Annotated in this window: 8 protein-coding genes and 1 tRNA gene; 8 read left to right on the forward strand and 1 reads right to left on the reverse strand. The window is 47.6% G+C overall.

The window, feature by feature from the left end; translation table 11 throughout:
- Window positions 1–100 precede the first annotated feature (100 nt).
- The gene (locus KB235_RS07585) at window positions 101–1,786 is read left to right on the forward strand and encodes a methyl-accepting chemotaxis protein (RefSeq protein WP_246514138.1); all 1,686 of its coding nucleotides are present in this window, start codon (window positions 101–103) and stop codon (window positions 1,784–1,786) included.
- Here KB235_RS07585 and KB235_RS07590 read toward each other — a convergent pair.
- A complete protein-coding gene (locus tag KB235_RS07590; RefSeq protein WP_246514140.1) occupies window positions 1,783–2,244 on the reverse strand; it encodes a hypothetical protein in 462 nt (153 codons plus the stop codon). The genes KB235_RS07585 and KB235_RS07590 overlap by 4 nt on opposite strands.
- 181 nt (window positions 2,245–2,425) lie before the next feature.
- Here KB235_RS07590 and KB235_RS07595 point away from each other — a divergent pair, with 181 nt between their 5' ends.
- The 7 genes from KB235_RS07595 (at window position 2,426) to KB235_RS07625 (ending at window position 12,814) form a co-directional block, all read left to right on the forward strand.
- Window positions 2,426–4,072, forward strand: coding sequence for a Na/Pi cotransporter family protein (locus tag KB235_RS07595; protein WP_034818076.1), 1,647 nt, complete (start codon window positions 2,426–2,428; stop codon window positions 4,070–4,072).
- A 108-nt stretch (window positions 4,073–4,180) separates the two neighbouring features.
- Window positions 4,181–4,254 (forward strand) — tRNA-Met (locus tag KB235_RS07600).
- A gap of 798 nt (window positions 4,255–5,052) precedes the next feature.
- Window positions 5,053–7,068, forward strand: a complete 2,016-nt coding sequence (gene ltrA / locus KB235_RS07605; RefSeq protein WP_211779287.1) for a group II intron reverse transcriptase/maturase — start codon at window positions 5,053–5,055, stop codon at window positions 7,066–7,068.
- Between the two features lie 279 nt (window positions 7,069–7,347).
- A complete protein-coding gene (locus tag KB235_RS07610) occupies window positions 7,348–8,817 on the forward strand; it encodes an alpha-amylase (RefSeq protein WP_211779288.1) in 1,470 nt (489 codons plus the stop codon).
- An 84-nt stretch (window positions 8,818–8,901) separates the two neighbouring features.
- Entirely contained in the window at window positions 8,902–9,510 is a 609-nt protein-coding gene (locus tag KB235_RS07615) for a superoxide dismutase (RefSeq protein ID WP_034818078.1), read from the forward strand.
- A 155-nt stretch (window positions 9,511–9,665) separates the two neighbouring features.
- On the forward strand, window positions 9,666–11,723 hold the full coding sequence (locus tag KB235_RS07620) for a peptidoglycan D,D-transpeptidase FtsI family protein (RefSeq protein WP_034818079.1): 2,058 nt from the start codon (window positions 9,666–9,668) through the stop codon (window positions 11,721–11,723).
- 152 nt (window positions 11,724–11,875) lie between these two features.
- Window positions 11,876–12,814, forward strand: coding sequence for a PstS family phosphate ABC transporter substrate-binding protein (locus KB235_RS07625; RefSeq protein ID WP_034818080.1), 939 nt, complete (start codon window positions 11,876–11,878; stop codon window positions 12,812–12,814).
- Window positions 12,815–12,822 lie beyond the last annotated feature (8 nt).

The following is a 12,822-nucleotide window of genomic DNA, read 5'->3' on the forward strand; positions in this document are numbered from 1 at the left end:
TACAAAAGCTAACGTTATCTTAACAGATACTTCATAATTTTCCACCGTCTTAAGACCGATATAGTAACCGAACCAGCAAGATGGAAAGGTGTGAATCGGATTGCAGTGGATAAGAAGTTGGAGAAAGCCGATATGGAAAATCGAGCGCAAGTTGCAGTGGATGCTCATGCCGAGCGTCATCCTATTATTTCTTATAACGTTCGCATGGTTTGCGTTCGAGGCAGAGAAACAGCTCTCGCTAGAAATCGAGAAACGGTTGAACCGAGAGGCGACGGTCGTCCGGGAATCCGTGAAAGTGACGTATGGAGCCTATGTGGCGAATAAGCAAGCGCTTGAGCGTTCGCTAAAATCGACTTATATGCAACAAGCCTCTCTCTTATCCGCGGACGGACTCGAGGCGAGTCAATATCTCGTTCGGGAAGGAGACCTGGCTCTATTGACAGGAAAGCCACTTCGAACGCTTGACACTGAAACGGTGCCAGACGGTGACACGAACCCTCGCTTCATCGAGAGTGCGGACACATTTATTTCGGTCATTGCCATCCCAGAACTACGAGCGGATTATCTCCTCGTTGTTTCGAAAGAATCCGTGCTCGGTGCGATGTGGGCGCTCCGAAAACAGATCATCGTAATGATTGGTGGATCTGTCATCGTCATCATGTTGTTGTTCAGCCACCTGATTCGTCGCGAATTACGGCCGGTCACCCTTTTTTCTGAACGACTACGCGATGCGGTGAATACGAGAACGTTCGACCCTGTAAACTTGTATGCTAAGTCATCTGAAATGTTGCACCTCGAGCGAGAATACAATACGTTGATTGAGTTATGGAACACTTCGATTCACATTTTGACGAAGACATCGATGGCACTTGAGTCGAGTTTACCTACGTTCACGAAACAGCTTGAACGAAACGCCGAACAGTTAATCGGGTTTCGAGAAGTGGCCACTTCATTAGAAGAGACGAGTGCGTCCTATCAGTTTTACACGAACGAGACGACGCATCGTTTTACCGACGTCACACGTCAGATTGACGAGTTAAATCAAGACATTCAACACGTTGACGAACAAGCGGAGGTACTGGTGAAGTTGTTGATGAACGAACGTTCGTCCTTCCATTCCTTGCACGGTGAGAGTCAGCAGTTCAAACAGAAAGCAGATGCAATTCAAAAGCGGTTGCTCGAAAGCGAAATCGTGTCAAAACAGGCCGAACACGCGTTGCGGACGATTGTATCGATGGCGGCGGCGACGAAAATGTTGGCGCTCAATGCATCGATTGAAGCGGCTCGCGCGGGCGAGCACGGGAAAGGGTTCGCTGTCGTCGCGAGCGAAGTGGGGCAACTGGCGAAAGTGACGAACGATGCCTCGATTTCAGCGGTTTCGGCAATCGAAGCAATGCGATTCGAGCGAGATGAGACACTAGGGGACTTAGAGCGATTCAATGCAGACATCGGGGATTTAGGGGATCAATTGACAAGACTGGAGTCAGGGATTGAGATGATTGACGCTAGTGTCCGGCGTCAGGTCGAATCGTATCAAGCGATTGGCGAGATGACGAGAGCGACGGGAGAGGAGCTGTCACAGATGGCGCGGGCGGTTGAGCCGCTCGAAGAAGTCGGGCAGGCACTTGAAGAGAAATTACAAAGTTTTTATAACGGAGTCGACGTGTTTTCCGACGCACAGACGACGTTACACGTCGCAGGTGTAGAACTTCGTGCGCAGAGTCAACACGTCCATGACGTCCTCCATACGCTGCAACCGATACAAAAAGACAACCGAGACCGTTAACGGGATCTCGGTTGTCTTTTGTTTGGGACAGGTGCACGAAGTAGCGGCCATGTGACATAGACGACGAGAATGAGCAGTCCGCCAGTGAACCAATCAGGTACGGCATGATAGAGCAGAATCACGATGAACATCGGGACGATCGTCATGGCGACTGTATACGGCCAAGCTTGTCGATACGGCCAAGCCTTCTGTTGGCGCATTCTCGTGACGAGCTGGACGTAAAGCGAGACGAACGCGACCGTCATCATATAGAAGAAAAAGATGGCGAAGCCGTGTAAGAACAGCCACATCGGCGCGAAGAAATCAGGCTGTAATATGATGTAATCGACGAGCGTGACGAGAACGGTGAAGCCGATACTCGCGAGCATGTAAGCGTGGAGCGGGGCGAGACGTAGTCTGAGCGCTCGTTTCGTCGGAACGAGACTATGGCGTAAAAAAGCGGCAGTCGAGGTAAGCATAAGTTGAAACTCCTATCTGTTATAATACAATTTTAAAAAATAGATAAAAACAAGTACAGTGGTTTAATAAAACCTTAACATTAAACGTGTTTACATTCGGCGGGTGAAGAAGGCATAATGAGTAGGGCATTAATAACCAAGCAAACACAACCAATTCACAATCAAAAGGAGTACAAAAATCGTGGAATACAATTTGCAAGAAATGTTATTCATGTTTTTTGGAGGTTTAGGGATCTTCCTCTTCGGAATCAAATCGATGGGAGACGGCCTTCAAAAGTCAGCAGGAAATCGTCTGCGCGACATCCTTGATAAGTATACAACGAATCCATTTCTCGGGGTACTCGCCGGGATTATCGTAACGGTCTTGATTCAATCGTCGTCAGGTACGACCGTCATCACGGTCGGACTCGTCAGCGCCGGCTTCATGACGCTCCGTCAAGCGATCGGGGTCATCATGGGGGCGAACATCGGGACGACCGTCACGGCGTTCATCATCGGTTTCGATGTCGGTGCATACGCACTTCCGATGATTGCAGTCGGTGCCGTCTTCTTATTCTTCTTTAAGAAAGAAAAGTTCCAACATCTTGGACAAGTCGTGTTCGGACTCGGTGCACTTTTCTACGGTCTTGAACTCATGGGTGACGGGATGCGTCCACTCCGTTCAAGCGAATACTTTATCGATTTGACACAATCGATGAGTGAAAACCCGTTCCTCGGCGTCATCGTCGGTACGGTATTCACGGTTCTCGTTCAGTCGTCTTCTGCGACGATCGGGATTTTGCAAGAGCTTTACGCGGGTGGATCAATCGAACTCGATGCAGCCCTCCCGGTATTGTTCGGTGACAACATCGGAACGACGATTACGGCTATCCTTGCCTCAATCGGTGCTTCAGTGGCGGCACGCCGCACAGCAGCGGCACACGTTATCTTTAACTTGATTGGTACAGTGATCTTCTTGGTCATCTTGCCACTCTTCACACAATATATTTTCTGGATCACAGACCTTCTCGCCATCGAGTCGAAAATGCAAATCGCATTCGCTCACGGTACGTTCAACGTAGCGAACACGTTCATCCAGTTCTGGTTCATCGGAGCGATTGCTTGGATGGTGACGAAACTCGTACCGGGCGAAGATTCAATCGTCGATACGAAGGCACAGCATTTAGACCCAATCTTCATCCAACAATCACCTTCTATCGCTGTCGAACAAGCGAAATACGAAGTGATTCGCATGGGTGACTTCGCGAAGCTTGGCTTGGACGAGGCACGCAATTACATGGCGACTGGCGACAAGAAACACTCTGAAAAGTCAGCGCACATTGAAGAAGCGCTCAACTCGCTCAACGCGAAAATCACAGATTATCTCGTCAAACTCGCTGCGGTCGATTTGACAGAGCAAGAATCAAAAGAACACAAAACGTTGATGCACGCGATCAATGACATCGAGCGAATCGGTGACCATGTCGAAAACATCATCGAATTGATTGACTACAAGACGGCGACTCGCGTGACACTCTCGGAAGACGCGCAAAAAGAGTTGACGGAAATGTACGACTTGACGCGCGCAACACTTGAAAAGTCGCTTCAAACACTCGCTAGCGGGGATATGAACGAAGCCCGACAAGTAATCGAGATGGAAGCGAAACTCGATATGCTCGAGCGTCAGTTCCGTAAAAATCACGTCGTCCGTCTCAATACGGGTGAATGTGACGGCCAAGCCGGCATGTTCTTCGTCGATATGCTCTCGAACTTGGAGCGCATCGGTGACCATGCGATGAACATCACAGAAATCACGCTTGAAGATGCCAACAACGAAATGACTGTCTAACGCCGAACCTTCGTCCACGCACTCGTGGACGAAGGTTTTTTTTCGAGTTCTCTTGATTTCATTGACAGTGGGTCTATCATTCAGTATATTATTACTGTATAACAACATGGCGGTGTAGCTCAGCTGGCTAGAGCGTACGGTTCATACCCGTGAGGTCGTGGGTTCGACTCCCTCCGCCGCTATTCATAAGGACCCTTAGCTCAGCTGGTTAGAGCAGACGGCTCATAGTGCGATACGTTGACGTACAAGATAGGCAGAAATGCATATCGAAAATCGTCGAGTTGATCCTTTTATTAAAATCGACTTAACTTGCATCACGATAAGATAACGAACTTAGTTATCCACTGACGATTACAGTGAAAATACCCTAATACTCCGACTTGCGTGGAGATCTGATACGATCGAAATGTAAGAAGCTCGGTGAAGACGCCAAAAATGACAGTCCTGGTTCCTTAATTAAAATGTTGTTATACAGGACGGGTAAGAAGTAGGCGGGGGGCTATAAACACTATACGGTGAGAATTGGTTTAAAAACCTAGACGAACTTGCGAAATGAAAACGTTGGGCTGACTTTCTGGTAACAGATTGGACATAGAATCGGCGGATACTTTTTATGAGTGAAGATATCTGCATTTATCGAATTAATAACGATAATTTATGGGAGTAAAACTTTAATCGAGTTCCCTTCGGTTCGTAACGTATAGCAAGCACCTAAGTAGTGATATGCATAGCTAGTGATGTAGGAACGTATGATATCCTCAGTTGATATTTCAAACCCGTATCAGGGGTCAATAAGCGGTAGGAAATGACCGTTGAATGAGGAAGTCGGAATCCCCATAGTAGTGATGAAGGCTTCGAAAGTTGCTGGAACGAAGGGGGAAAGTCAAATTGTACTTTGATAATTTAATGTGTGTAAACGCTAAGAAACGGTTGTAAACCACAAAATGTTTGATGAACAGTAGGGAGGACGTGATATACCCTTGTCTACTACAATCAATGAACTTAGCGAGGCTGATCTTAGGAGCATGAAAGATGATCTCTACGAGGCTAGTAAGAATGGAAAAAGAAATTTCTCCAATCTATACGAGCTTATCACTTGCAGAGAGAACATCATTCATGCGATCAGAAAAGTCAAAAGCAACAGTGGCTTTAAGACCAAAGGTGTAGACGACGTAACAGGACAGGAATTTCTGAATGGGGACGCAGACGAGATGTTTAAACTTATTAAACAAAATCTCGAAACCTACAAACCTCAGGACGTAAGAAGAGTCCTAATACCAAAAGCAAACGGCAAAACCCGTCCATTAGGGATATCTACTATCATGGATCGCGTTATCCAAACAGCTGTTGCCAACATCATAGAACCGATATGTGAGGCACAATTTTTCGAACACAGCTACGGGTTCCGACCTCAACGAGGTATTGAACACGTAATGGCGAGATTCTCTTATCTTACAACTAGGGATCAACGCCATTGGGTCGTGGAAGGTGACATCAAAGGTTACTTTGACAACATCGACCACAAAATTCTTATCAATAAACTCTATAAAATGGGGATTAGAGATAAGCGAGTCCTAGCTATAATTAAGAAGATGTTAAAAGCTGGTATTAGAGGAATAACAGCAGAAAATGTAATAGGTACTCCCCAGGGAAGTACAATATCTACGCTACTAGCAAATGTATATCTGAATGACTTCGATCACTGGGTGTCCAAACAGTGGGATAACTTCGAAACTAAATATAAATTTAGCCGAAAAGACCACAAGATGAACTCCTTAAAACAACGATCGAATCTAAAGCAGGGTTACCTGATTAGATACGCTGACGACTGGGTTATCCTAACCAGCTCGGAAGACGAGGCAATCAGATGGAAAAAGTCGTGCACGAAGTACCTCAAGGACAAACTCAAAATTGAATTGAGCGAAGAAAAGACAAAGATAACCGATCTTAGAAAAGATCGAGCCACTTTCGTCGGCATAGACTTCATAAAACAACCCGGAAAGAATGGGAACTTCACACTACGGTCATATCCTAACCCTGAAAGGTTAAGAGAAAAACGTAAAAAGCTTTTTGAAGCTCTCAAAGAAATCCGAAAAGCTAGTAGACGCAATGAAACTGACATGGGTGTAGCTATACTAAAGTATAACGCCGTCGCAAGGGGATTAAACAACTTTTACCGTTACTGTACTATGTACAGCATCGCTCTATCCAGAATGGAGTGGTCAATGAAAGACGCTCGACTTAAAACTAAGAAAAAGCGCAACGGTAATTGGTCTCCAGTAAAACACTGCTCCAACCTAATCTTCGAAAGCAAGAAATACGGAGATACGAAAACAATAGCTTGGAAACTTCAAGATACTACTATTGGATTAGTTAAGTTAGGTGTCGGAAACTATAAAATCCCTAAGGCGAAAGCACAATGGGAAAATAAATATAGTGCCAAAGGCAGGGAGAAAATGGCTCAGGCCACTGGTGAGAAACAAACTTCCAAAGTTCGTAACCCATTTTTAACATTAGCGAACCTACCGGATTTGATTGCAAGGAATACCGGAACGAAATATACTCTCGAATACTTTATCAATCGTCCTATGGTGTTTAACATTGATAAATATAAATGTAGACACTGTAAGAAGACGTTAACAGGAGACGGAGATGTTGAGATACATCACTTAAATCCTAACCTACCTGATGACGAGATAAATAAAGTACGCAACCTTGTAACGCTATGCAAGACATGTCACATAGAAGAACATAGGATACAGAGAGAGTCGAAGAAGGTGAAGAAAAGAAATCCGAAATCAAGGGGCTCGACATTGAAATCCCGAAGGGTCAGTAAATGCCCTGAAAAAGATATCTTACTACAACTAATTCGTACTGAACCTTATACCAAAATTGGAAAAAGGTTCGATGTTTCGGGGAACGCCGTTAAGAAATGGGCTATAAGCTACGGGATACACGAAGAAAGAATGTTTCAACACAAAGCTAAAGGTAACTAACACACATTAAATATCAACTTAAACAATTGATGGGTCGCTGTATGCGGTGAAAGTCGCACGTACAGTGATAAGCGGGGGAAAACAAGTAGCCTTACGGGTAATGCCGAAGGTAAACGTTACCTATCGCAACACCGTCCGGTCGTAGGTTCAAGTCCTACAGGGTCCATTGTTGACAGCTTTCTTATATGAAAGCTGTTTTTTTTGTTTTCAAAGTCGAAGACGTGGGTAAATATTCGTTAGCATTTTGTTTTTTGAAAAATATGAAATGAGGCGAATGAGATGGAACGAAATCATACGATGATGCAATTCTTTGAGTGGCATGTCCCGGCTGACCAGAAGCATTGGAAACGGTTGAAAGAACGGGCCGAGGAATTGAAAGAAGCTGGCATTACAGCGTTCTGGTTGCCCCCGGTCACGAAAGGTCAGAGTAATGAGGACACAGGGTATGGCATTTATGATTTGTATGATTTGGGCGAGTTTGATCAAAAAGGAACGGTCGCCACGAAATATGGAACAAAACAAGAGCTGCTCGAAGCGACGGAACACGTCCAGTCGCTCGGGATGCAAGTGTATATGGATGTCGTCTTGAACCATAAGGCTGGGGCGGATGCGACAGAGAAGTTTGACGTGCTCGAAGTCGACCCGGAAGACCGGACGAAAGTCTTGTCTGAAGAGCCGTTCGAGATCGAGGGGTGGACGAAATTCGACTACGAGGCACGCAACAACAAATACTCTTCATTCAAGTGGAACTTCCATCATTTCAACGGGACGGACTACGACGCGGCGACGGAACATAGTGGCATCTTCTTCATTCTCGGGGAAAACAAGAAGTGGAACGATAACGTCGATGACGAGTTCGGGGTATACGATTACTTGATGTTTGCCAATATCGACTATCACCATCCGGAAGTGCGAGAAGAAGTGCTCCATTGGGGCAAATGGTTCATCGAAGAGACGAAATGTGACGGCTTCCGGCTCGATGCGATCAAACATATCAACTATGATTTCGTTAAAGAGTTCAGCCAGACGATGAAAGATGAGAAAGGGGAAAACTTCTACCTCGTCGGTGAGTTCTGGAAGTCCGAGCTCGAAGATTGCCGTGCTTTCCTCGACAACATCGATTATCAGGTCGACTTGTTCGATGTGCCGCTTCATTACAACTTACAGCGCGCGTCCGTCGAAGGGGAATCGTTCGACATGCGGACAATTTTTGACGATACGCTCGTCCAGTCACACCCACTCCACTCGGTCACGTTTGTTGATAACCACGATTCCCAGCCGGCCGAAGCGCTCGAATCATGGGTCGAGGATTGGTTCAAACAAATCGCATACGGTCTAATCTTGCTTCGTCAAGACGGTTACCCGTGCGTGTTTTATGGCGATTACTACGGCATCAACGGACCACATCCGTCCGATGGGAAGAAAGAAGCGATCGACCCGCTCCTTTACGCCCGTCGTGAGAAAGCGTATGGCCAACAAGACGACTATTTCGATAACGAGCATGTCATCGGCTGGGTCCGACATGGTGTGGAAGAAATCGAGCGCTCCGGCTGCGCCGTCATCATCTCGAACTCGGAAGAGGCTGAGAAGCAGATGTTCGTCGGGGAACATCGCGCCGGAGAGAAATGGGTCGACTTGACGAATACGGTCGACGCGGTTGTCGAGATTGATGAAGACGGAAATGGGGTATTTAAAGTGGCGGCAGGGTCAATCTCGGTATGGGCGTTGCCGGAAGCGGACGTCGAGTAAAGCATTACAATTGAGAATGCCGTCACAAATCTGTTACATTTAGAACGAACGTTGTTCACACCAAATTTAAGGGGGATTTTAGTTATGGCTAAATTTGAATTACCACAACTTGATTACGCATACGATGCACTCGAACCACACATTGACGCACGCACGATGGAAATCCACCACTCGAAGCACCACAACACGTATGTCACGAACGTAAACAATGCACTCGAAGGAAAAGACGTGGAGTATTCTTCACTCGAAGAATTGCTTCAAAACCTCGATTCACTTCCTGCTGACATTCAAACGGCCGTCCGCAACAACGGTGGCGGACATTGGAACCACTCGTTCTTCTGGAAATTGCTCAAGAAAAATGAGAACGGGGCGCCATCTGGCGAACTCGCGTCAGCAATCGACGAAGCGTTCGGCAGCTTCGACGCGTTTAAAGATGAGTTCGCGAAAGCGGCAGCTGGTCGCTTCGGGTCAGGCTGGGCTTGGCTCGTCGTGAAAAACGGCAAGCTCGAAGTCACATCGACACCGAACCAAGATTCACCGATCATGGAAGGCGTTCAGCCGATTCTCGGACTCGACGTTTGGGAGCACGCGTACTACTTAAACTACCAAAACCGTCGTCCAGATTACATCCAAGCATTCTTCCACGTCATCGACTGGGATTATGTGGCGAAGCTCTACGCAGACGCGAAATAACCAGATTTCCCGAGATTCTGTCGAATCTCGGGATTTTTTATACATTTAATTATTTTGTAAACAAATTATGATATAGTGAAAAACGAGTCGAAAATAGAAGTTAACACAGCACCTATACTTATAGAAGAAATTGATTGAGGAAGGAGACAACGGAATTGGCCAGAAACCGCGTGAACGTACCGAAAAAACGGCGCAACCACCTTCCGTTACGCTTGAATTTACTATTCTTTATCGTATTCATCTTGTTCGCGACACTCATCTTCCGATTAGGCGTCGTCCAAATCGTCAACGGGGAATTGATTGCCCGTGAAGTCCAGAAGACGGAATCGAGTAAAATCAAATACGAGGTGCCGCGCGGAAAGATTTATGATCGAAACGGGCAAGTGCTCGCGGATACGATTTCGAACTACTCCGTCATGTATCGTCGCTCGCAAGTGACGAAAGCGGATGAACGGCTCGATGTCGCCCTCAAACTTGCAGAGATTTTGGACGTACCCGAAAAAGATCGCAAAGTGACAGAGCGTGACCGCAAGGATTATTGGATCGCCATCGATCCAGAGCGGTCCCAGGAACGAGTCCAAACGCTACTCGCCGACTTGTCCGAGGAAGAGCGGGCGGCGTTATCGAATCAGGACGTCGACCAATTATTGCTCGATTCAATCACGGATGAAGAGATTACGTTTGATGATGCGACAGAAGAGATTATCGCCATCAAACATAACATGGAGTCGGGCTACGCTCTCGACCCGCAGCTGATTAAAGTCGGGGCCTCACCGAAAGAGATGGCCTTGATTGAAGAGAACTTGGAACTGTTGCCTGGTGTCAGCGTCGAACCGTATTACGAGCGGGAATATCCGTTCGGACAGACGTTCCAAAGTTTCCTTGGGAGTTATCGTCAAATCCCTGCTGAGCAGCGGGCCTCGTATCAAGCGAGAGGGTATGGCTTGAACGATCGGGTTGGGACGTCTTATCTCGAGCAACAGTACGAAGACGTGTTGCGCGGGACGCCGGCCTATGACGTCTTCACGACGTATAAAGGGCAACCTGTCGGAGAGCCGACGCGCGTGAGCGGGAATCCCGGAAAAGACATCGTCTTGTCGACTGACATCGAGTTCCAAAAGGAAGTCGATGAGATTTTGAAGAAAGCGATTCGGGCAGGCCGTTCAGGAAGTCCGAACTTCGATCGTGCCTTTGTCGTCGTAATGAATCCGCAGACGGGTGAACTGCTTGCCTTGTCCGGACAAGAACTCGACTTAGAGACGAATGAATTCAAAGATGTCTCGACAGGTACCGTGCTCCGCGCGAGCCAAATCGGTTCAACGATTAAAGGCGCGACCGTCGCGTTCGGTCTCGAAGAAGGGGTCATTCGCCCAGGCGAATACATTTATGACACCCCGATTCGGATTGGGTCGTCGTTAAAATCTTCATATCGTAACATGGGGAACATTAACGACCTCGACGCGCTCGCCTTGTCGTCGAACATCTACATGTTCCAAATCGCTCTTCGTCTCGCGGACTACTATTCGACGGGACAAATCGTCGGAGACAACGTCACGCAGGCGTTTAACACGATGGAACACTATTATAAACAGTTCGGTCTCGGTATCGAGACTGGAATTGACTTGCCGTTCGAGTCGACTGGTTTCAGAAGTGTGCCGGACCGTGTCACGCTCCTGATGGATATGTCGATCGGGCAGTACATCTCGTACACACCGATTCAGTTGGCCCAGTACACGTCAGCGCTTGCAAATGGCGGCTATCGGGTTCAACCGCACTTGTTGAAAGAAATTATCGAGCCGGGATCGCTCGATGAAGCGAACAAGCAAGTCGTCAGCACGTTCCAACCGAACGCGCTCAACAAAGTCAACGTTCGAGACGAATATATCGAACGTGTGCGTCAAGGGTATCGCCAAGGTGTCGAGAGCGGTACGTCGCGTATCCTGCAGCAGACGGGGATGACGGCGGCCGGAAAGACCGGGACGGCGCAAGCCATCGCCGAAGGACCGGATGGACAGGCGAAACGGAATGCGAACGGAGAACCGATTAAGACGTTCAACTCGAACCATGTCGGGTGGGCCCCGTACGATAATCCTGAAATCGCTTGGGCCATCATCATGCCAGGTCTTGAAGGGGAAGGCGTCAACACGCGCGTCGCCCACGATATCATGAAGGCCTATTTCAATCTTGAAGATGTACAAGCGCAACTCCAGTAAAGGAGCCACTTCGGTGGCTTCTTTTTTTGTCTTTACAATTCTTTTACGTTCCGTTCATTTCTCGTTAATAGTAGTTTATTAGGATGTTAATTGTAGGACAGAACAACAGAGCTACAACCAAATTCAAAGGAAACTCAAGGAGGACGTCAGAAATGTCTTGGATGAAAAAATCGGCACTACTCGCTTCAATCACTTCGGTGGCACTTGTAGGTGCAGCATGTGGGAACAATGAAGAAGGAAATGGCGCAGCCGAAGGTGACGCACTTTCAGGAAAAGTCGTCATGGACGGATCGTCAACCGTATTCCCGATCATGGAAGCTGTCGCTGAAGAATTCTCGGCAGAGCAACCAGACGTTGAAGTGACGGTCGGTGTGTCTGGGACGGGTGGCGGATTCAAACGCTTCGTAACAGGCGAGACAGACTTCTCGAACGCATCACGTGAAATCAAAGAAGAAGAAGCGGCGGAAGCGGAAGCGAACGGCGTGGAGTTTACACAACTATCGGTCGCACTTGATGGACTTTCACTCGTCGTCAACCCTGAGAACGACTGGGCACAAGACATCACAATCGATGAGTTAAACAAAATGTGGACAGACACGAATGTGAAGACGTGGCAAGACGTTCGTTCGGACTGGCCGGATGAAGAAATCACATTCTTCGCACCAGGTAAAGATTCTGGAACGTTCGACTTCTTTAACGAAGCGGTGCTTGACGACACAGACATCCGTCAAGACGCACAGTTGTCAGAAGATGATAACGTCCTCGTCACTGGGGTAGCTGGAACGAAAGGTGCAATCGGGTTCTTCGGTTACGCGTACTACATCGAGAACGAAGGCACGCTTCGCGCGTTGGCGGTCGAAGGGGTAGAGCCGAACCAAGAGACAATCAACGACTTGTCTTACCCGCTCTCACGTGAGATTTACACGTACGTTAACAACGCGTCATTGAACGAAAAACCACAAGTTGCAGCGTTCGCACGATTCTTGAACGAGAACGCGGCCGAGTTGTCGGAAGAAGTTGGCTACGTCGGAATGGAACAGGCACGTTACGACGAGAACGCCGGTATCATCGACGAGCTCGCCGGAGAATAAGTAGGCAA

Origin of the sequence: Exiguobacterium alkaliphilum (assembly GCF_018138125.1) — a bacterium.
GTDB classification, from domain to species: domain Bacteria; phylum Bacillota; class Bacilli; order Exiguobacteriales; family Exiguobacteriaceae; genus Exiguobacterium; species Exiguobacterium alkaliphilum.

Bases quoted from the DNA above. Each gene is read 5' to 3' on its own strand.
- KB235_RS07625 (WP_034818080.1), top strand. From the start codon at position 11,876: ATGTCTTGGATGAAAAAATCGGCACTACTCGCTTCAATCACTTCGGTG.
- KB235_RS07615 (WP_034818078.1), top strand. From the start codon at position 8,902: ATGGCTAAATTTGAATTACCACAACTTGATTACGCATACGATGCACTC.
- KB235_RS07610 (WP_211779288.1), top strand. From the start codon at position 7,348: ATGGAACGAAATCATACGATGATGCAATTCTTTGAGTGGCATGTCCCG.
- KB235_RS07590 (WP_246514140.1), bottom strand. From the start codon at position 2,244: ATGCTTACCTCGACTGCCGCTTTTTTACGCCATAGTCTCGTTCCGACG.